Source organism: Agromyces luteolus (assembly GCF_009729855.1).
GTDB classification, from domain to species: Bacteria; Actinomycetota; Actinomycetes; order Actinomycetales; family Microbacteriaceae; genus Agromyces; species Agromyces luteolus.
The window spans coordinates 21,994-40,792 of the sequence record NZ_WODA01000006.1 but is presented as its reverse complement, the minus strand read 5'-3'; the positions used below and the strand labels follow the sequence as shown (position 1 = coordinate 40,792).

16 protein-coding genes are annotated in these 18,799 nt (G+C 73.5%); 12 read left to right on the top strand and 4 right to left on the bottom strand.

Features of this window, described 5'->3' with window-relative positions:
- Positions 1–2 precede the first annotated feature (2 nt).
- Together dhaL and GLX25_RS03785 are read left to right on the top strand one after the other, a co-directional pair.
- Entirely contained in the window at positions 3–662 is a 660-nt protein-coding gene (gene dhaL / locus GLX25_RS03790; RefSeq protein ID WP_155840879.1) for a dihydroxyacetone kinase subunit DhaL, read from the top strand.
- Entirely contained in the window at positions 659–1,423 is a 765-nt protein-coding gene (locus GLX25_RS03785) for an HPr family phosphocarrier protein (RefSeq protein ID WP_155840878.1), read from the top strand. The genes dhaL and GLX25_RS03785 overlap by 4 nt, the downstream gene beginning before the upstream one ends.
- 120 nt (positions 1,424–1,543) lie before the next feature.
- Here the strand turns inward: GLX25_RS03785 and GLX25_RS03780 are convergent, their stop codons facing one another.
- The gene (locus GLX25_RS03780; protein WP_155840877.1) at positions 1,544–2,329 is read right to left on the bottom strand and encodes an enoyl-CoA hydratase/isomerase family protein; all 786 of its coding nucleotides are present in this window, start codon (positions 2,327–2,329) and stop codon (positions 1,544–1,546) included.
- Between the two features lie 62 nt (positions 2,330–2,391).
- A complete protein-coding gene (locus GLX25_RS03775; protein ID WP_155840876.1) occupies positions 2,392–4,758 on the bottom strand; it encodes an arylsulfatase in 2,367 nt (788 codons plus the stop codon).
- Between the two features lie 188 nt (positions 4,759–4,946).
- Here GLX25_RS03775 and GLX25_RS03770 point away from each other — a divergent pair, with 188 nt between their 5' ends.
- Complete coding sequence (locus tag GLX25_RS03770; protein WP_155840875.1) at positions 4,947–5,405, top strand: DUF6325 family protein; 459 nt, start codon at positions 4,947–4,949, stop codon at positions 5,403–5,405.
- Between the two features lie 227 nt (positions 5,406–5,632).
- The gene (locus GLX25_RS03765; RefSeq protein WP_155840874.1) at positions 5,633–5,851 is read left to right on the top strand and encodes a hypothetical protein; all 219 of its coding nucleotides are present in this window, start codon (positions 5,633–5,635) and stop codon (positions 5,849–5,851) included.
- Here GLX25_RS03765 and GLX25_RS19300 read toward each other — a convergent pair.
- The gene (locus tag GLX25_RS19300; RefSeq protein ID WP_155840873.1) at positions 5,823–8,495 is read right to left on the bottom strand and encodes a winged helix-turn-helix domain-containing protein; all 2,673 of its coding nucleotides are present in this window, start codon (positions 8,493–8,495) and stop codon (positions 5,823–5,825) included. The two genes, GLX25_RS03765 and GLX25_RS19300, sit on opposite strands and share 29 nt — an antisense overlap.
- A gap of 203 nt (positions 8,496–8,698) precedes the next feature.
- Between GLX25_RS19300 and GLX25_RS03755 the strand changes: the two genes are divergently transcribed.
- Complete coding sequence (locus GLX25_RS03755; protein ID WP_155840872.1) at positions 8,699–9,088, top strand: SHOCT domain-containing protein; 390 nt, start codon at positions 8,699–8,701, stop codon at positions 9,086–9,088.
- Between the two features lie 64 nt (positions 9,089–9,152).
- Here GLX25_RS03755 and GLX25_RS03750 read toward each other — a convergent pair whose 3' ends face one another.
- Complete coding sequence (locus GLX25_RS03750) at positions 9,153–10,100, bottom strand: LysR family transcriptional regulator (RefSeq protein WP_155840871.1); 948 nt, start codon at positions 10,098–10,100, stop codon at positions 9,153–9,155.
- Positions 10,101–10,237: 137 nt separating this feature from the next.
- On the opposite strand from GLX25_RS03750, the gene GLX25_RS19105 reads away from it, so the two are divergent.
- The 7 genes from GLX25_RS19105 to GLX25_RS03720 all read left to right on the top strand — a co-directional run bounded on the left by GLX25_RS19105 (position 10,238) and on the right by GLX25_RS03720 (position 18,798).
- The gene (locus GLX25_RS19105; protein ID WP_268865787.1) at positions 10,238–10,360 is read left to right on the top strand and encodes a hypothetical protein; all 123 of its coding nucleotides are present in this window, start codon (positions 10,238–10,240) and stop codon (positions 10,358–10,360) included.
- Between the two features lie 239 nt (positions 10,361–10,599).
- Positions 10,600–11,982, top strand: coding sequence for a threonine/serine exporter family protein (locus GLX25_RS03745; RefSeq protein ID WP_155840870.1), 1,383 nt, complete (start codon positions 10,600–10,602; stop codon positions 11,980–11,982).
- Between the two features lie 93 nt (positions 11,983–12,075).
- Positions 12,076–13,482: a threonine/serine exporter family protein gene (locus GLX25_RS03740; protein WP_155840869.1), complete on the top strand. Its 1,407-nt coding sequence runs from the start codon at positions 12,076–12,078 to the stop codon at positions 13,480–13,482.
- Between the two features lie 9 nt (positions 13,483–13,491).
- Entirely contained in the window at positions 13,492–14,061 is a 570-nt protein-coding gene (gene pyrE / locus GLX25_RS03735; RefSeq protein WP_166548420.1) for an orotate phosphoribosyltransferase, read from the top strand.
- Positions 14,058–16,919: a septum formation family protein gene (locus tag GLX25_RS03730; RefSeq protein ID WP_155840868.1), complete on the top strand. Its 2,862-nt coding sequence runs from the start codon at positions 14,058–14,060 to the stop codon at positions 16,917–16,919. The genes pyrE and GLX25_RS03730 overlap by 4 nt, the downstream gene beginning before the upstream one ends.
- Positions 16,916–17,854: a PfkB family carbohydrate kinase gene (locus tag GLX25_RS03725; protein ID WP_166548419.1), complete on the top strand. Its 939-nt coding sequence runs from the start codon at positions 16,916–16,918 to the stop codon at positions 17,852–17,854. Before GLX25_RS03730 ends, GLX25_RS03725 begins: the two co-directional genes overlap by 4 nt.
- On the top strand, positions 17,851–18,798 hold the full coding sequence (locus tag GLX25_RS03720; RefSeq protein ID WP_155840867.1) for a nucleoside hydrolase: 948 nt from the start codon (positions 17,851–17,853) through the stop codon (positions 18,796–18,798). The genes GLX25_RS03725 and GLX25_RS03720 overlap by 4 nt, the downstream gene beginning before the upstream one ends.
- The last annotated feature ends 1 nt before the right edge of the window (position 18,799 follow it).

Sequence of the window (18,799 nt, the reverse complement as noted above, 5' to 3'; positions counted from 1 at the left end):
GCATGGCGGGCTCCGACGACGGCCGGGTGACGGTGGACGACATCGTGGCGTGGATGCTGCGCTTCGACGAGCGGATCGCCGCCGAGGCTGGGCGGCTGACGGCGCTGGACTCCGCCATCGGCGACGCCGACCACGGCACCAACATCGCCCGTGGCACCGGTGCGGTGCGGAAACGGCTCGCGGACGATCCGCCCGACGACGCCGGCGCACTGCTGAAGTCCTCCGGGATGGCGATCGTGTCGACCGTCGGGGGTGCGAGCGGGTCGCTGTACGGCACGCTGTTCCTCGAGATGGCGAGGTCGGTCGGCCCGACTCCGGAGCTCGACACCGCCGAGCTCGCCGATGCGTTCCGCGCCGGCGTCGCCGGGGTCGTCGCTCGAGGCCGGGCCGAGCCGGGCGACAAGACGATGGTCGACGCGCTCCAGCCGGCCGCCGACGCGCTGAGCGCGGCGGCGGCCGGCGGTCGGCCGATCGTCGAGTCGCTCCGCGAGGCGGCCGCCGCCGCAGCCCTCGGACGCGACGCGACGATTCCGCTCGTCGCGCGCAAGGGCAGGGCGAGCTACCTGGGCGAACGGGGCGCGGATCACCTCGATCCCGGGGCGACCTCGGCCGCGATCCTCGTGCAGGCCCTCGCCGACGCGCGATCGGAACGCGTCGGATGATCGGGCTCGTCGTCGTCTCGCACAGCCCGGGCCTCGCCGAGGCCGCGGTGGAGCTCGGCATGCAGATGGTGCACGGCGATGCGCCGCCGGTGCGCATCGCCGCAGGTTCCGGCGGCCGGTTCGGCACGGATGCGACGGCGGTCGCCGCCGCGATCGACGAGCTCGCCGACGAGGGCGTCCCGGGCGTGCTCGTCGTCACCGACCTCGGCTCGGCCGTGCTCAGCGCCGGACTCGCGCTCGAGCTCCGGGAGTCCACGACCGACGTCGTGGTGGGTGCGGGGCCGTTCGTCGAGGGCATCACTGCGGGCCTCGTGCTTGCGGCGACGGGGGCGCCGCTCGAGGAGGTCGCCCGCGAGTCGGCCGCGGCGCTCGACGCGAAGCGGGGTCAGTCCGATCCGATGGCCGCGTTGCCGCCCGCGCAGCCGGTGGCGGAGCCGGTCGGTCCGGCGCCCGCCGTGGCCGTCGATCCGCGATCGGCGGACGAGGTGGTCGTCAACCCCGAGGGCCTGCACGCCAGGCCCGCGGCGTTGCTCGTCCAGGCGGTCGGCGCATTCGACGCCGTCGTCGACGTGACGAACCTCACGACGGGAACCGGGCCCGTCCCGGCGAGGAGCATGATCGGGCTGATGTCGCTCGGGGCGAAGCAGGGTCACGCCGTGCGGTTCGACGGCAGCGGACCCGACGCCGCCACGGCGGTCGACGCACTGCGCCGCCTGCTCGCCGACGGCTTCGGTGAGATCCCGACCCCGGCCGCCGGCTGACGCGCCCGCGCGCCCGCACGCCCGTCCAAGTGCGGTTTCTGCGCTGGAGGTCGGTTTCGAACCGCACTCCACCGCAGGAACCGCACTCGGACGTGCAGCGAGGGGTGAGCGTCTGCCGCGTCAGCGGGCGGCGAAGGCGGCGATCGCGCGCTGCGCGTGGGGCGTGACGAACGCCTCGGCGATCGTCGCCGCCTCGTCGTCGAGCGAGGCCTGGAACGACCGCGACTGCCCGGCATGAACGAGGCGCTTCGCCTGGCCGAACGCGTGCGTCGCGCCGGCGAGCCATCCGTCGGCGATCTCGCGGGCCCGGGCGTCGAGCGCCTCGGGCGCGACGACCTCCGCGACGAGCCCCCAGTCGAGCGCCTCGGCCGCCGAGAGCGTGCGCGACGTGAGCGTGAGCTCGAGCGCGCGGCGCACGCCGACGGCCTCGGGCAGGAGCGTGCTGACCCCGCAGTCGGGCGTGAGCCCGACGTCGCTGTAGCGGCTGGCGAACGTCGCGCGCTCCGACGCCACGATCACGTCGGCCACGAGCATGAAGCCGAGCCCGCCGCCGGCGACCGGACCCTGGACCGCCGCGACGATCGGCTTCGCGCTCTCGCGCAGCATCCGGTGCCCGTCGTGGATGCGGTCGGCGAGCTCCCGGATGAGCCCGGCGGGCCCCTCGGCGTCGCCGCTCGCGGTCTCGGCCAGCCCGGACATCGCCACCACGTCGCCGCCCGCGCAGAACGCCCGCCCCGCCGCATCGAACAGCACCGCGCCGATGTCGTCGCGCTCCGCGATCTCGTGCGCGAGCGACTGCCATCGATCGATCGCCTCGGGGTCGACGGCGTTGAGCCGGGCCGGGCGGTTCAGCGTCACGTGCGCGAGGCCGTCGCGCACGTCGAACAGGATCACGTCGTCGGGCATGATCGGATGCTACCCCGGCGCCTCCGTGCGCGGCGCCGGGGCGGCATCCTCTCGACTGCCGACTACTGGCGCGACATCGCGACGCGCATGCGCTCGTCGGGGTCGATGTGGTGGTCGTGCGAGTCGTCGCCGATGTCGAGCCGCACCCGGTGGACGCGACCGCGGAACCGGCTCGTGGCGGCCGTGTACTCGCGCGAGACCGTGCTGCCCGACTCGTAGCCGATGTCGGTCGTCTCGTCGGCCGAGAAGATCACCGGCTGGGTCATCTCGACGCGGCCACGGCCGATCTCGGCGCCGTCCACGAGCAGCGTCACGTCGCCGCCCTTGGCGGGACCGCCGCCGTCGTAGGCGAACGACATCACGACCTCGTGCCGGCCGGGCGGCAGGTCCGAGTCCGCGCGGACGGGGAACTCGTGGATGCCGAGGACGTTGTAGACGAACGTCAGCCGTCCGTCGTGGACGTAGACGCTCCAGCCGCCGAAGCGGCCGCCCTGCGCGATGATGACGCCCTCCGCCCCATCATCCGGCACCTCGATGTCGGCGGTCACCGAGAACGACACGTTCTTCATGCTCACGACGCTGTTCTCGGAGAGGCGTCCCATGCCCGGGTAGAACGTCTGGGATCGCCCGCGCACGAGCGTCGGTCGGCCGGCTCGCGCGGGATCGATGCGGTCGCCCGTGCGGTCGTCGATCGGCAGGACGTTGTACTTGACCGCCTCGATGAGCCAGAGCCTCTGGAGTTCGTGCAGCCGCTCGGGCTGCTCCGCCGCGAGGTCGTGGGCCTGGCTGTAGTCGGCCCCGCCGTCGTACAGCTCCCAGACGTCGTCGTCGAGCGCCGGCATGGTCCCGCCGACGATGATCCACGGGGTGCGGTGCTTCGTGACGGCGCTCCAGCCGCGGTGGTAGATGCCCCGGTTGCCGAACATCTCGAAGTACTGCAGGTCGTGCCGCTCGGGAGCGTCGGGGTCGTCGAAGGTGTACAGCATGCTCGTCCCCTCGATCGGCGACTGCTGCACGCCGTTGACCATCGTCGGCTCGGGCAGGCCCGCGGCCTCGAGCACCGTCGGAGCGACGTCGATGCAGTGCGCGAACTGGCTGCGGAGCCCTCCGCGCTCGGCGATGCCCGCCGGCCAGTGCACGATGGTGCCGTTGCGCGTTCCACCCCAGTGCGAGGCGACCTGCTTCGTCCACTGGAACGGCGTGTCCATGGCCCAGGCCCAGCCGACCGCGTAGTGGTTGTAGGAGCTCGGCGAGCCGAATTCGTCCATCTTGGACCGCATGAACTCGGGCGTCTCGACGGCGGCCATGCCGTTGAAGTTGGCCATCTCGTTGAACGCGCCGTTGACGGTGCCCTCGGCCGACGCGCCGTTGTCGCCGACGATGTAGTAGACCAGCGTGTCCTCGAGCACGCCGAGCTCCTCGATGGCGTCGATCACGCGCCCGACGTGGTGGTCGGTGTGCTCCAGGAAGCCCGCGTAGACCTCCATCTCGCGCTCGAGCACCGGCTTGAGCTCGTCGGGCATGTCGTCCCAGGCGGGGATCTCGTCGTGCCGTGCGGTCAATCCCGCATCGGCCGGGATGATGCCCATGTCCTTCTGCCGCTCGAACGTGCGCTCGCGCTGCGCATCCCATCCGTGTGCGAACGCTCCCGCGTACCGGTCGGCCCACTCCTTCGGCACGTGATGCGGCGCATGGGTCGCGCCCGGCGCGAAGTAGACGAAGAACGGCCGGTCGGGCGTGAGCGACTTCTGGGTGCGGATCCACGAGATCGCGTGGTCGGCGAGGTCCTCGGTGAGGTGGTAGCCCTCCTCGGGCGTCGCGGGCGGGTCGACGGGCGTCGTCCCCTCGTAGAGCGCGGGATCCCACTGGTTGTTCTCGCCGCCGATGAACCCGTAGAACGTCTCGAACCCGCCGCCGGCGGACGGCCACGCATCGAACGGCCCGATGGGCGAGGCCTGCCACACGGGCACCTCGTGGCACTTGCCGAACTGCGCGGTCGCGTAGCCGTTGAGCTTGAGCGTCATCGCCAGCGGCGCCTTGGTGTTCGGGCGGACCGAGCTGTTGCCGGGCGCCGAGGTCGCCGTCTCGGTGATGCTGCCCATGCCGACCGAATGGTGGTTCCGGCCCGTCAGCATCGCCTGCCGAGTCGGCGCGCAGAGCGCGGTCGTGTGGAAGCGGTTGTAGCGCAGTCCGCCGGCGGCGAGGCGCTCCGCGGTCGGCGTCCGGCACGGTCCCCCGAACGCGCTGGACGCGCCGAAGCCGACGTCGTCGAGGAGCACGATGAGCACGTTGGGCGCGCCCTCGGGGGGCAGCAGCGGTTCGATCGGCGGGAAGGACGTGTCGGGGTCCTTGGCGTCGTAGGTCGTGAGCGTCGGTGACGGCCGATCGGGGATCGGCAGCATCGTGCGTGCGTGGCGGTCAGGTCGCATGAGATCCCCCTGGAAGCGTCCGTTCTCGGCCCGCGCGCCGGAGGCGCCGGCCGTGCACACGGTAGCCAACGCGATCGGCCGCCGAATCACCCGGTTCGGGTGATGCCGCGACCGGGTGCGGCGACGACCCTGAGGAGTGGTGGGGGTTCGCACCGACGGCGACGCACGGAAGCAGAGGGCTGATCGACATGACCGAGCAAGATCTGGACGAACTGGGACCGGTCGATTTCCTGGTCATCGAGTTCCCGGCAGGGCACTCGTCGTTCACCGGCGAGATCGCCGACGAGCTCCTGAACCTGGTCGAGGCCGGCACGATCCGGCTCATCGACGCGATCGTCCTCACCAAGGACGAGGACGGCGTCGTCGACGCGATGGAGCTGTCGGACGCGGGGGAGCTCGGCGCGCTCATCGAGCTCGAGGCGCAGCTGGCCGAGCTCCTGGCGGCCGACGACGTGGCCAACCTGGCCAATGCGATGGATCCGGGCAGTGTCGCGGGCGTGCTCGTCTACGAGAACCTCTGGGCGGCCCCGTTCGCGGCCGCCGCGCGCCGCGCGGGCGGCCGGCTGATCGCCAACGGCAGGATCCCGACGCAGGACATCATCGCCTCACTCGAGGCGGATGAGGAGCTCGAGGAGACGGGAGTCTGAGATGCCGCTGAGACCAGCACGAGTCGGACGGGTCGGCGTGGTCCGAGCACCCGTGGCGAAGGCCGCGGTGGTCGGTGCCGCGGTGCGACCCGGCCCAGCCCCCGTGGCGAAGGCCGCGGTGGTCGGTGCCGCGGTGACCCCCGGTCGCCGTCGCCGCATCTAGCCGCCGCACCCGAGAGTCGAGGCTCCCGCCCGACGAACGGCAGCACCGTCATCCGGAGGGCGAGATGAGCGTCGAACGGTTCGACATCGTGGTCCGGGGTGAACTCGCCCCGATGATCGTGGAGGAGTTCGTCGGCTTCGAGGTGGTGCCCGGCCATCCGGGCTCGACCCGCCTGCTCGGGACCGTCCCCGACCAGGCGAGGCTCGTCGGACTGCTCGACCTGCTCCGCGGCTTCGACGTCGAGATCGAGTCGGTCACGCACGTGCCCGGTCGGGACGACTGACGGGATCCAGCAGGCCGAGTTCGCGGGCCCGGGCGATCGCCGCGCTCCGGCCGGAGACCCCGAGCTTGCGGTAGATGTGCGCCGTGTGCGTCTTCAGCGTGTTCACGGAGACGAAGCACTGCTTCGCCAGCTCCGCATTCGTCGAGTGATCGGGGAGGAACGCGAGGATCTCCAGTTCGCGGGTCGTGAGCGGTTCCGCCAGCTCCGCGTTCGCGCCTGGGGTCGACGAGCCGTCGCGACGTCTCGCGAGGTCTGCGGCCACGCCGCCGTGCAAAGGTGTCAGACCGCACGCGAGGTCCAGCACGGTCGGCCCGGCCTCGAGGAACACGGCGACGAGGCCGTGCGGTTCGGCCCGCCCGAGCGCCTCGGCGAGGTGGTCGACGGCCGCAGCGTGCGATCCCGAGATCTCGGCGAGCCAGCCGAGCAGGATCGACCGGCGGATGTCGCTGAGCGGCGAGTCCGATGCGGGACCCGGCCGGTCGAGGTCGCGGTCGAGCATCCGCCGTGCCGCGCCGGGATCGCCGACGGCGAGCGCTGCGGCGATTGCCTCGAATGCGACGGCGGGCCCGACGGGAGTCGGATCGGCGCTGCGGCGGAGCGCCTCGTCGGCGCGGCCGGAGCGCCGCAGGACGCTGAGGTGCAGCGCACGGAGCCGGTCGAGGATCGCGGGGGCGGGGCCGGCGCCGGGATTGCGACCCTCGGCGGACCGGTCGCCGCTCCGAGCGAGGTCGGCTGCGGCCAGGGCGTCGTCGAAGCGACCCTCCGCGGCCGCGATCACGCCGTGCACGTATCGACCCAGCCAGAGCAGCTGCGATCGCCTGTTCGCCTCGGCGCGGACGATCCCGGCGCGCAGGTGGACTGCGGCGACCGCCGGCGCCCCGCGCTCGACGTCGACGAGTGCGCGGGCCAGGTAGGCGTCGGCGATCACCGGATGGTCGAGCAGCGCACCGGCCGATGCGGCGTCGATCGCCTCAGCGGCGAGGAGTTCGGCCTCGGCCGCCCGGCCGTTCCAGATCCGCAGGAGTGCCGACGATCCGAGCATCCCGACCCGGAAGGGCGGATACGCGATGCCCTCGGTCTCGAGCGAGCGCGACATCCACGTCTCGGCCTCGTCGAGGTCGCCCGAGAGGAAATGCGAGCGCCCCCTCGACCCGACCGCGAGGGTGGTCATCAGCTCCGGGCTCGTGAGCCGCATCAGGTCGGGAAGCGCCGCGTCGGGGTGTTCGTCCCTGAGTGCGAGCGCGCGATCGGCCGCCCGGATCGCCTCCTCGGGCCGGGCGTTCCACTGCGTGGTGGCCGACATCCAGGTCTCTGCGACGATGCGATGACCGATCGTCGCGTGAGGGTCGCCCGCGACGCGGCCGAGCATGCCGACGGCCCTGGCCGGTTCCCCCTCCATGCCTACCAGGATGCCGAGCTCGAGCGCGACGTCGAGCCGGTCGGCCCACTCGGTCTCGGGCACCGAGGTGATCCACCGGATCACGGTTCGCATCTCGCCGCGTTCGAAGACGTCGCTCCCCCGAGTCATGATCGCGTCGAGTGCGCGCGCCCAGTCCCGCGCTCGAAGCAGGTACTCGACGGCGGGCGAGACCTCGCCGCGATCGAGGTGGAAGTCCGCTGCGCGGCTCAACAGGCGCTGCTCCCCCTCCGGCACCTCGGTGCGCAGCCGGTACCGCAGGAATTCGCGGAAGAGATGGTGGAACCGGTACCGCCTCCGGTGGGGATCGAGCGCCACGAGGAACATGGATTCGTCCTCGAAGCGCTCGAGCAGGCGCTGCCCGTCGGTCCGCTCCAGCACGTGGTCGACGAGGTCCGCCGTCATGGCGTCCAGGGGCGACATCCGCAGCAGGAGGTCGCGGTCCCGTTCGGGCACCGCGTCGAGGACCTCCTCGGTGAGGTAGTCGGCGATCAGGCGATCGCTCCCCGCGATGCCGGCGACGAACGCATCGGATGCCTCGGCCTCGCCGGTGTACTTGAGCGTGAGCCCCGCCAGCTGGAGCCCGGCCGCCCAGCCCTCGGTGCGGGCGACGATCGGCTCGACGGTCGTGGCGGGCAGGTCGCGGCGAGCGATCCGCCGCAGCAGTTGCGCGGATTCGGGCCGGGTCAGCGCGAGATCGCGCTGCCGGAGTTCGAGCATCCGGTCGCGCAGCCGGAGGCTGCTCCAGGCGATCGGCGGATCGACCCGGGTCGAGAGCACGAGGTGCGCGGCCGGCGGGAGCAGAGCGGCGAGTCGCCCGAGATCGGCGAGGAGCCGCGTGTTCGAGAGGTGGTGGAGGTCGTCCAGCACCACGACGGTCGGCGGGTAGGTCTCGAGTTCGAGCGCCAGCGCCTCGAGCAGGGGAGTCCCGATCCCCCCGGCGTGGAGGGCCGTGAGGTGGCCGAGTCGGGCTGTGGCGGGTCTCACCGTCGCCAGTGCGGCGACCAGGCGACGACCGAATCGCACCGGGTCGTCGTCGTTCGCGTCGACGTCGATCGTGAGCGTCACGACGTCGTCCCGCTGGGCCCGCCACTGTTCGAGCAGCACGGACTTCCCTGCGCCGGCGGGTGCGACGATGAGGGTGAGCGGGCGCGTCAGCGCCCCGTCGAGTCTGTCCCTGAGCGCCGGCCGGTCGACCATGACCTCGGATGACGGTTGCTCGAGCACGTTGCCCCCTACCGACTGCGCAGCACGATGTCGCGCTCAGTCTTCCACCGGCTCGCGGGGCGGCGCCATGCCGAAGTGCCCGCGCGAGGCCGGGCAACGCCGGCGTGGATCATCCGAACGGGGTGATGCGGCGCTCGTCGCCGCGCCGGTACGTTCCGAGCGACGGGCGCGACCCGCACCCCGTGACCGAAAGGATCGCCGTCATGAGCGTCTGGGACTTCTTCGTCTGGCTCTTCTGGATCTACGTCCTGTTCGCCTGCATCTGGATCTTCATCAGCGTGTTCGTCGACATCTTCCGCGACCATGCCCTGAACGGCTGGGGCAAGGCGCTGTGGGTCCTGTTCCTGGTCTTCCTGCCGTTCCTGGCCGCGTTCATCTACCTGATCGCCCGCGGACGCGGGATGGCCGAGCGCAACGCCGCCCGGTCGCAGGCGGTTCAGGCCGAAGCGAACGACTACATCCGATCGGTCGCGAACTCGGGTGCGAGCTCGGCGGCGGGCGAGATCGAGTCGGCCAAGCGGCTCCTGGACGCCGGAACGATCAGCCAGGCCGAGTTCGATGCGCTGAAGGCGAAGGCACTCTCCGGCGCCTGACCTGCGGTCGCGCCATTCGGGCGGGGTCCTCGTCGAGCAGGCCCCGCCCAGTGCTGCGTCACCGTCAGGACGATGGCGCAGACGGCTGGTCGCGACTGGCGGCCTCGTACGACCGCTCGAGCCGTGCGGCCCGGTCGACGAGCACCTCGAGCACGGTCCGCACGGCGAGCCGCTCCGCGACATCCGGCCGCACGAGCGCGAAGATCTGGCGGACCGACGCGACGCCGCGGAGCGGCTTCAGCACGATGCCCTCCGGGACCGCGCCCGAGGTGTAGCGCGGCACGAAGGCGATGCCGAGGCCGGCCGCGATGAACGCCTCGATGATGCGCATGTCGCTGAAGCGCTGGCTCACCTCGACGCGCCGCCCGCCCGCCTGCTCGATCGCGTGCAGGATCCGTTCGAACGGGAAGCCGGGCGGCACGCCGAGCCAGGTCTCCTCGACGAGGTCGGCGGGCGTCACGTGCGCGCGGCCCGCGAGCCGGTGGTCGGCGGGCAGGCCGATGTCGAGCGGCTCGGTCAGGAGCGGGAGCGCGCGGAGGCCGCGACCTCCCCAGGGGAGCTCGCCGGGCATGGTGTGCGCGAGCACGATGTCGTACTCGTTGGTGAGGTCGGGGAACTCGGCGAGTTCGGGGTCGAGGTCGGTGGCCCGCACGACCAGGCCCGCGACCGACCGGAGGTCGGCGAGCACCTGCGGCAGGAGCGTCGCACCCACGGTGGGGAAGGTCAGCAGCGTGACCTCGCCGCTCGGGTGGTTGCGGAACTGGTCCCAGAGCGCCGAGGCGCGCTCGAGGGCGACCGCCACCTCGGTCGCGCTGCGCGCGAGCGCGTGCCCGGCGCTCGTCAGCACGACCCCGCGCCCGCTGCGCTCGGTGAGCGGCATGCCCGCCTCGCGCTCGAGCACCTTGAGCTGCTGGGACACCGCCGAGGGGGTGCGACCGGTCGCCTCGGCGACGGCGGTCACGCTGCCGCGTTCGGCGAGTTCGCGGAGCAGGTCGAGACGGCGCACATCCATGTAGCGATGCTACATCATCAGTGTAGTTTCGTGAGATTGTGCTGAACGGTTTGAAGGTGCACAATGGTTCATGTCGGACACGTGCAAGGGCGCACCGAGTCGCCCGACATTCCAACGAACTCTCGAAAGGAACCGCCGTGTTCACCGTCTTCGCCATGCTCGCCGCCGCCTCGATCGCCGGCATCGTCAGCTCCTTCGTCGTCACCGCGCGCGACGGTTACCGTCGCCAGCCGCGCGAGACCTTCGCGCGCACCGTCTAGGCCGCGCGTCGCGGGGCCGTCAGGGCTCCGAGCAGGGCCGTCGTGCGGGGGAGGGACACCCCGCAGGGCGGCCCTTCGCATGTCCGGGACCGGTCGTCCGCCCCGGTCGACGCGCGTCGTCGCGCGTCGCGTCGACCCCTCGACATCCGATCGCGTCCGGGGATAGCGTGACCGCACCGCCGGGGCGCCGGGCGCCCGCCCGTGCACCGCGCTCCGCCGCGAACCCGAGGAGCGAACGGATGCCGACGACCCCGACGACCCCGACGCCGCCCGAGCCCCGCGAGACCGAGCGATCCCCGGGCGACGCCGCGCTGATCCGCACGTTCCTGCTCGGTCTCGCCGAGGGGCTGACGGCCTCGGCGGAGTCCACCGACCGCATCCGTGCCGAGATCGTCGACATCGCCCACGCCTACGGGGTCGACGAGGTCGACGTCGTCGTGCTCCCGACGATCGCGCTCGTCCAGACCGGCCAGGGCGAGACCGGCCGCGTCTCGCTCACCTCGGTCCGCGCCTCGTTCCGGTTCGACCAGATCGCCGCGATGGCCGCCCTGGTCCGGCAGGCGCGATCCGCCGCGATCGGCCCCGCCGACGGCATCCGTCGACTCAACGAGATCGGCGCCATGCCGCCGACCCGCCACTGGTTCATGCGGACGATGGGCCACGCCCTCCTCACCGCCGGCCTCGCGCTGCTCCTCGCCCCGAGCTGGCAGGCCGCCGTCGTCGGCTTCGGGCTCGGCGTCATCATCGGCGTCGCGAAGCTGACCCGCTCGCAGACGCTCTCGCTCGTCCTGCCGGTCGCGGCCTCGTTCGTCTGCGCCGTGATCGTGTTCCTCCTCGCACCCGTCGTCGAGATCGGCGACCCGCTGCGCGTGCTGATCGCGCCGCTGGCGACCTTCCTCCCGGGCGCGCTGCTCACCACCGGGGTCCGCGAGCTCGCCGCCGGGCAGATGGTCGCCGGGTCCTCGCGGCTCGGCGCGGGCATCGTCCAGCTCGCGCTGCTCGCGTTCGGCATCCTCGCCGCGGGGACCGTCGTGGGGATCGGCGACGACGGGTACGTCCCGCGCGAGGTGCAGCAGACCCTCCCGTGGTGGGTCGCCGGGATCGGGCTCGTGCTCTACGGGGTCGGCGTGTACCTGCACTTCGCCGCGCCGGGCCGTTCCTACGCCTGGGTGATCCTCGCCCTCGTCGTCGCGTACGGCGGGCAGCAGCTCGGCGCGCTCCTCCTCGGCGCACCGGTCAGCGGCTTCGTCGGTGCGCTCGTGGTCACGCCGCTCGTGCTCTGGATCGAGGACCTGCCGCGCGGCGTGCCCTCGCAGATCGCCTTCCTCCCGGCGTTCTGGGTCCTCGTCCCCGGCGCTGCCGGGCTCATCGGCGTGACGGAGGGCGCGGTCGAGGAGTCGGCCGGCGTCGACGACGTCGCCGCCGCCTTCGTCACGGTCATGTCGATCGCGCTCGGCGTGTTCATCGGCTCGGCGATCTACCGGTTCCTCCGGCGGAGTGCGGCGGGCATCGCCGAGTTCCACGTCGACCTCCCGTCGGTGCTCGGCCCGTCGGAGGACTCCGTGCTCTCGAGGATCGCGGACGCGGCCCCGAAGCCGCGCCGGCGCGACCCCGAGTCCTGATCGGGCCGGTGCGGACGCGATCGCGCGTCGCACCGCGGGACCCTCGGCGCCGCATCGTACGGTGTGCGCAGGCCAGCCACGCGAGGGGGACGGATGTCGGACGTCGACGAGCGGGCCGTCCTGCGTCGATTCCTGCTCGGCCTCGCCGAGGGGATGAACGCCGCGGGGGAGGCGGTCGACCGGATCGGCGACACGGTGGATGCCGTCGCGCGCGCCTACGGGCAGGACGACACCGACTTCGTCGTGCTGCCGACGGTCATCATCGTCCAGGTCGGCGGCGCCGAGGATGGGCGGGTCGCCATCCGCTCGGTGCGGGCGAACTTCCGGTTCGACCAGATCGCCGCGCTGTACCGGCTGATCGAGGAGGCCCGACGTGCGACGGTGGCTCCGGCCGCCGGCATCCGGCGCCTCAACGAGATCGGCGCGATGCGTCCGAGGCACGGATGGCTCGTCAGGACGCTCGGGCACGCGATCCTGACCACGGGGCTCGCGCTCCTACTGGCCCCGACGGTCGAGGGCGCGGTCGTCGCGTTCGCGCTGGGCGCGTTCGTCGGCCTCGCCAAGCTGGTCCGGTCGCCGACGCTCCAGCTCGTGTTCCCGGTGTTCGCGGCGTTCGCGTGCGCGCTGTGCGTCTTCCTGCTCGCCGAGTACATCGAGATCGGCGATCCGATCCGGCTCCTCATCGCCCCGCTCGCCACGTTCCTCCCGGGCGGGGTGCTGACCACCGCGACGATGGAGCTGGCCGCCGGGCAGATGATCGCCGGCGCCGCGCGCCTCGTGTTCGGGATGGTCCAGCTCGCGCTGCTCTCGTTCGGCATCCTCGCGGCCGGCACCGTGGTGGGCGTCTCGAGCTCGACCTACGTGCCGCTCGAGCCGACGTCGGGGCTGTCGTGGTGGGTCGCCCCGGCCGGCGTCGTCCTGTTCGCCATCGGGAACTACCTGCACTTCTCCTCGCCGCCGTCGACGTTCGGCTGGGTGCTGCTCGCGGTCGGGGTCGCCTACGCGGGCCAGGCGGCGGGCACCGTGCTCGTGGGTGCGACGGTCAGCGGCTTCATCGGCGCGCTGGCGATGACGCCGGTGGTGCTGTGGATCGCGGGCCTGCGGCGCGGCGCCCCGGCGCAGCTGACGTTCCTGCCCGCGTTCTGGATCCTGGTCCCGGGGGCGGCCGGGCTCGTCGGCCTGACCGAGGCCGTGGGCACGGCGGCCGGTCTCGAGGACTTCGCGACCGCGCTGACCGCGGTCATGTCGATCGCGCTCGGCGTCCTCATCGGCACGGCGCTGTACCGCGTCGTGCACCACGGCGCCGAGGAGATCGCGCAGTTCCACGTGGACATGCCGGCGGTGCTGCAGGACGAGGACGCACCGCTCTGGGCGCGCCTCGTCCCGGGCACGCCGCGGTCGTTCTGGGGCGGCGGTCGGCGGCGGAGATCGCGCCCGGGCGAGGTCGCCGGAGCGGTTCCCGAGACATCCGCACGTTCCTCTCAGGCGGTGGAGTCTTAGAGTATTCGGGTGACTTCCCGGAATCCCCAGTCCGCCGAGGCCCGCCGACAGCTCATCGAGTTCATCTCGAGCGACGCGGTGTTCCACGGCGACTTCACGCTGACCAGCGGCAAGAAGGCGTCGTACTACGTCGACCTCCGCAAGGTGAGCCTCGACCACCGCGTCGCGCCGCTCATCGGCCAGGTGATGATCGACCTCATCGCCGACGTTCCGGACGTCGCCGCGGTCGGCGGCATGACGATGGGCGCCGACCCGATCGCGACCGCCGTGCTGCACCAGGGCGCCGCGCGCGGCCTGGCGTACGACGCGTTCGTCGTCCGCAAGGAGCCGAAGGACCACGGCCGCGGCAAGCAGGTCGAGGGGCCGGATGTCGCGGGCAAGCGCGTCATCGTGCTGGAAGACACCTCGACCACGGGCGGTTCGCCGCTCAAGGCCATCGAGGCGCTCCGCGCCGTCGGTGCCGAGATCGCGGCCGTCGCGGTCGTCGTCGACCGCGACACGGGCGCACGCGAGGTCATCGAAGCCGCGGGGGTGCCCTACCTCGCGGCCATCGGCTTGAAGGATCTGGGATTGTCATGAACGAACGCGACGGACGCTACGACGCGAACGGATTCGACGACGACACCGACTGGCTGATGAGCCAGCTCGGCAGCGGCCGCCGACCCGATCTCGAGGGCCGCCAGCGCCCGCAGCAGCCCGTCGCACCCGCTCCCGAGCCGCCGCGCGTGGAGTCCGCGCCGCCGTCGCGGCCCCGTCGTCGCAGCGAGGAGTCGCTCGACTGGTTCTCGGTCGCCGAGCCCCCGCCGGCCGACGACGCGCCGACCCGGGCGCTGCCCGTCGTCGGCGAGCCGATCGAGCGCACCGCACCCGGCCCCGTCGACGCACCGGCCGCGCCCGCCTGGAACCAGCCCTCCTGGAACGCGCCGGCGTGGAGCAGCGCGCCCCCGGAGCCGCCGCGCATCGCGGAGCCGCCGGTCGACGACCGGCTGGCGTCGGTCGAGCCGCCCGTCGGCGGCATCGTGCCGCCCGCGTTCACGCGGCAGCCCGAGCCCGAGCAGCCCCCGGGGCCCGTGACCCCGCCCGCGAACTTCGCACTGACCTGGGGCGAGTCGCAGGAGGGGCAGGCACTGGACACCGAGGAGGGGCTCCGCGCCGCCTTCCGCCAGCTCGCCGATCCCGCGAACACGCCGCCCGCCGTCCGGCAGCCCGAACCCGGCCCCGAGCCGGAGGCGGAGCAGCCCGGGGGCGGGTCGCCGTTCGCCGGATTCACTCCTCCGCCGGTCGCGCGTCGCTCCTTCACGCCCGTGTCGCCGTCGGCGCCGGGCTCGCCCGACGACTTCGCCGACGAACTCTGGTCGGCACTCCACGAGGGCGACGAGCCCGCAGGTTCCGAGCAGGACACCTACGCCGACCAGCCGGCGTACGACGAGCGCGGCGGGCAGGGCGCCTACGCCGAGCAGGGCGCGTACGCCGAGCAGGGCGCGTACGAGCGCGCCGCGGCCTACGACCGCCGGCCGTACGAGCAGGGCGGGTACGAGCCGGCGTGGGCGGATGACGCCGGCTACGCCGACCCCGCCGCGCCGGGCGAGCCCGCGGGCCCCGGAGCGGTCGACGCCGGGCCGGCCGGGTACGTCCAGGACTTCGCCGCCCGCGGCGGCGGCTACGACGGCGACTCCGGCCGGGGCGACGACCGTGGCTACGGCGACGGGTTCGACCACCGGGGCTACGACCGCGACGGGTTCGATCACCAGGGCTACGACCGCGACGGCTACGACCGTGACGGTTACGACCGGCAGGGGTACGCCCGGCCGGCCTACGACGCCCCCGCCTACGGCGCGAACGACGGCTACGACGGGTACGGGTACGACGACGGCGAGGACCCGCGCGGTGCCCTCGACCCGAACGCGTTCGCCGCCGACGGCTTCGGCGCCCCGGCCGACGGCGACGCCGACGCCGGCGGATTCGGCCCCGACGCCTACGCGGACACGCGGGCGTACGGCGACGAGCCCTTCGGCGCGCACGACGAGGCATCCGCCCACGAGGACGGGTACGACCTGCGCGAGCTCTGGCGCCAGGACGACGGAGCGCAGCCCGGCGGAGCGTGGTCCGACGATCCGGGTGACTGGCGCGAGGGCGTCGGGGATCCGGCCGCCGACGCGGGCGACGACGTGCGCTGGTACGCGGACGACCTCGCGGAGCGTCGTCGCACCCCCGAGGCCGACCAGCCGCCGGCCGACGCCCCGTCGCACGACGACCCGTGGAGCGACGACGAGTCGCCCCGGGCCCGGGAGTTCGCGCAGGCGGGCTACCTCTGGAACCTGACGCCGGACCCCGACGGTCGCGACCCGAAGGTCCCGGTCGAGGACGCCGCCGACGACGAGCCCATCGCGAGTCCGCGCCGCGGGTCCGCGACGCCGGTCGTCGCCGACGAGGTCGACGACGATCCGTTCGCCTTCGGCGCCCGCGACGAGCGCGCCGCCGACGTCGACCAGCCGGCCTTCGCGGACCCGCCCGCGTTCGACGACCCGTGGGGGGCGTACGACACGGACGAGCGGACGACCGAGCGCACGGGGCGCCCCGGTCAGGAGCCGGACGGTGCCGGCGACGACGGCCTCGCCGCGCTCTTCGGCGGTGCGGGCTTCGGCGCGACCGGGCCGATGTCGGTGGTCGAGGCATCCGCCCAGGCCGACGTCGAGCGGGCGCCGGCGCGCGAGGCCGGGTACGGCTACGACGCTCCTGCACGCGACCCCTTCGGACGCGACGACCGCGGAGGGTGGGACGACGGCTACGGCGCCTCGCGCGCGGCGCAGCCGCGACCCGGCGACGACGACCGGGGCGGCTACCGCGCGACGCCGGCCACGCGCACCGACGACGACGGCACCGGCCGCTCGCCGGTGAAGCTCCTGACCTGGGTGGCCGGCGGGCTCGCGCTCGTCGTGCTCATCGTCGCCGTCGTGGCGTTCGGCACGCGTTTCCTCGCGCCGGGCGACGCGGGAACGGCCGCGCCCGTGGCGACCGAGGAGCCCGTCGCGGCGCCGACCGCGCCGCAGCCGGCCGGCGTGCACTCGTGGCAGGCGCTGTACGGCACCGAGTGCCTCGAGCCCTTCGAGTCGGCGTGGGCCGACGAGTTCACGGTCGTGGACTGCGCGAGCCCGCACACGGCGCAGCTCGCCTACCGCGGCACGTTCGCGGGCGACGAGGCGACCGAGTTCCCGGGCGAGGAGGCGCTGGCGACGCAGTCGCGGGAGCTCTGCGCCGCCGAGGGGATCATCGACGTCGAGGCCGCGCGCGGCGTCGGCGACCTGCAGATGCTCACGGCGTTCCCCGCGACTGCCGAGCAGTGGGACGCCGGCCAGCGCACCTACTACTGCTTCGTCGAGCAGGTGAGCGGGGAGCCGCTCACGGTGAGCCTCGCGGGGGCCGGGCCCGCCGCGTGAGCCGGCTCGTCGTCCTCGGCTCGGTGAACGTCGACGCGACGAGCTACGTCGACGCCTTCCCGGGGCCCGGGGAGACGATCCACTCGCGCGACCATCGGGTCGCGCTCGGCGGCAAGGGCGCGAACCAGGCGATCGCCGCGCACCTCTGCGGAGCGGACGTCGAGTTCGTCGCCCGCCTCGGCGACGACGCCGCGGCCGACGTCGCGCGCTCGGCGTTCGCCCGGTTCGGGCTCGCGACGGAGGCCGTCGCGACCGTCGCGGGCACGCCGACAGGCGTCGCGCAGATCACCGTGGCCGCGTCGGGCGAGAACACGATCGTGGTCACCGCCGGCGCGAACGCGGCGATCGACACCGTCGTCGTCGCCGCCGAACGCGATCGCATCGCCGCGGCCGACCTCGCCCTCACGCAGGGCGAGCTGCCCGTCGCGGTCATCGAGGCGTTCGCCGACGCATGCGACGAGGTCGGCACCCGCTTCGTGCTGAACCTCGCTCCGCCCGTCGCCGTCGCCGCCGGGGCCGTGGCGATCGCCGACCCGCTCGTCGTCAACGTGCACGAGGCCCGCGCGGTCGGCATCGGCGCGGACCTCGCCGACGACGCGCCCGCCGCGGCGTGGCGGGACGCCGCGGCATCCGTCGTCGGCGACCTCGCCCGCTCGGTCGTGGTGACGCTCGGCGCGCGCGGCGCGGTCGCGGCCGACGCCGACGGCGCGTGGGCCGTGGCGGCGCCCGAGGTCGACGCGGTCGACACGACGGGGGCGGGGGATGCCGCGACCGGCGCGCTCGCCGCGATGCTCGCCGAGGGACGCGCCCTGCCGGACGCCGTGCGCGTCGCCGTGGCCGCGGGGGCGATCGCCGTGCGGTCGCGCGGCACCGTGGACTCGTACGCCGGGCGCGCCGCCGTGCTCGCCCTCGCCGAACGGACGGGACTCGCATGACCGTTCCCGTGATCGTCGACTGCGACCCGGGCCACGACGACGTCTTCGCACTCTGGCTCGCGGCCGGCCACCCGGCGCTCGACCTGCTCGCCGTGACCACCGTGGGCGGCAACGTGCCGCTCGAGCACACGAGCCGCAACGCGCGCGTCGCGCTCTCCGTCGCCGGCGTGACCGACGTCCCCGTCGCGGCCGGCGCTCCCGGCCCGCTCGCGCGCGAGCTGTCGACCGCCGAGTGGATCCACGGCGCGAACGGCCTCGGCGGCCCCGAGCTGCCCGACCCCGATGCGGGCCCGTCGCCGGTGCCGCTCGACCCGCGCGCTGCGACCGAGCTCATCGCCGACACGCTCGCCGCGGCATCCGAGCCCGTCGCGATCATCGCGACCGGACCCATCACGAACGTCGCCGTGCTGCTCCGCGACCGCCCCGACCTCGCACGGCGGATCCGCGAGGTCGTCTGGATGGGCGGCTCGACCGAACGCGGCAACGCCACGCCGTACGCCGAGTTCAACGCGTGGGTCGACCCGGAGGCGCTGGACCTCGTGCTGCGGAGCGGCGTCCGCTTCACCATGGTCGGGCTGAACGTCACGCACCGGGCACTCGTGACGAGCCGGGTGCGCGATCGCCTCGCCGCGATCGGAACCCGCACCGCGGGCTTCGGCGACGAACTGCTCGAGTTCTTCTGCCGGACCAACGACGAGGTGTTCGGGATGCCCGACGGGCCGCTCCACGACCCGGTCGCGGTCGCCGTGCTCGCCGACCCCGGCTCGGTCGAGGTCGTGCGCACGCGGCTCGACGTCGAGCTGGTCGGTTCGGAGACCCTCGGCGCGACGAGCGTCGACCTCGACGGCATGCTGGGGCGCGAGCCGAACGCGTTCGTCGCGATGGACGTCGACGTCGATCGTTTCTGGGCGGGCGTCGAGGCCGCCGTGGCACGGTTGGCCTGAG